The sequence below is a fragment of the Protofrankia sp. Cr1 genome (genome assembly GCF_963555865.1).
Taxonomy (GTDB): Bacteria; Actinomycetota; Actinomycetes; order Frankiales; family Frankiaceae; genus Protofrankia.
The window spans coordinates 8,002-9,004 of sequence record NZ_CAUVXO010000132.1; the positions used below are offsets into that span (position 1 = coordinate 8,002).

Below are 1,003 nucleotides of genomic sequence, written 5' to 3' on the forward strand. Positions count from 1 at the left end.
GGCCGCCGAGTGGGCCGAGGGGCCGCCACGCACAGTCCACCTGGCGCCGGGACCGCCGCGGCCGGCCGCGTCACCACTCCCGCGCGCCGCTGGCAGCTGGCGCTGGTCACCGTTGCCGCGGGGATCGCGCTGGGTATCAGCGCCGGACTGGTGGTCGCCGTGGCACTGCGAGTCGCTCCCGGTACCAGCACGGGCGTCAGTGGCGCCATCCCGGCGCCCGCGGGCAAGCCCATCCCGAGCGGCGGCATGATCCCTCCAACCGTTGCGGGGTTGTGGACGTCCAGCCGGCCGATGGACTCCGCCAGAGCACCGGTGGACGCGCCGTCGGTAGCCGGCGAGGGCATGTCATCGATGCAACCGGCGGGCGTCCCGTCACCGCCGGCCGCCGAGCCGGTGGCACCTGCGCCCAACGCGGCGAACGTGCCCAACGCTGCGAACATCGATAGGACGTCGCCGCGGCAGCCGGCCACGTCGATCCAGCCGGAGCCCACGCAGGCGCCCGCACCAGCCCCGGCCACCACGAGCCCGGCGCAGTCACCGCCCAGGCCATCGCCGACCCCACCCGAGGCGACTCAGACGAGCGCACCGCCGCCGGTGGCCACCACCCCGGCACAGCCGCCACCCACCACCGCATCCAGCGCACCAACAACCTCAGCACCCAGATCTCCGTCCGCCACGACGTCAAAGCCTGCGGCGACAACGATGCAACCGGTATCCACGCAGTCGGTGCCACCGTCAGCGACTGGCTCGAACGTCACGCGATCCGCCGAGCCACGACCACGGCGAATCGCGCCCTTAGCGCCGTCCCCACGGCGGACCGGAACCCACCACGGCGTCAAAATCGCAAAAGATACGATCGGGACCCAGGATGTCAGGAACGGCGTCACGCGCTGCCCACCTCGCGGTCAGCCGCCTTCCGGTCGTGACACCGAGTGGCTGCTGCGCATCCTGGAGATCGAAATGCCGCGCGGCGCCGGCTGGAGGAGCGACGTCCACAGGCCGG

1 protein-coding gene and 1 pseudogene are annotated in these 1,003 nt (G+C 72.7%); both read right to left on the bottom strand.

The genetic code is table 11. From position 1 onward, the window contains the following. Window positions 1-440 (bottom strand): annotated as a pseudogene (locus tag U9980_RS12805) (hypothetical protein); the annotation flags it as partial. A 132-nt stretch (window positions 441-572) separates the two neighbouring features. Continuing rightward, window positions 573-758 (bottom strand): hypothetical protein, encoded by a 186-nt coding sequence (locus U9980_RS12810; RefSeq protein ID WP_322768110.1) that lies wholly within the window; start codon window positions 756-758, stop codon window positions 573-575. Between the last annotated feature and the right edge of the window lie 245 nt (window positions 759-1,003).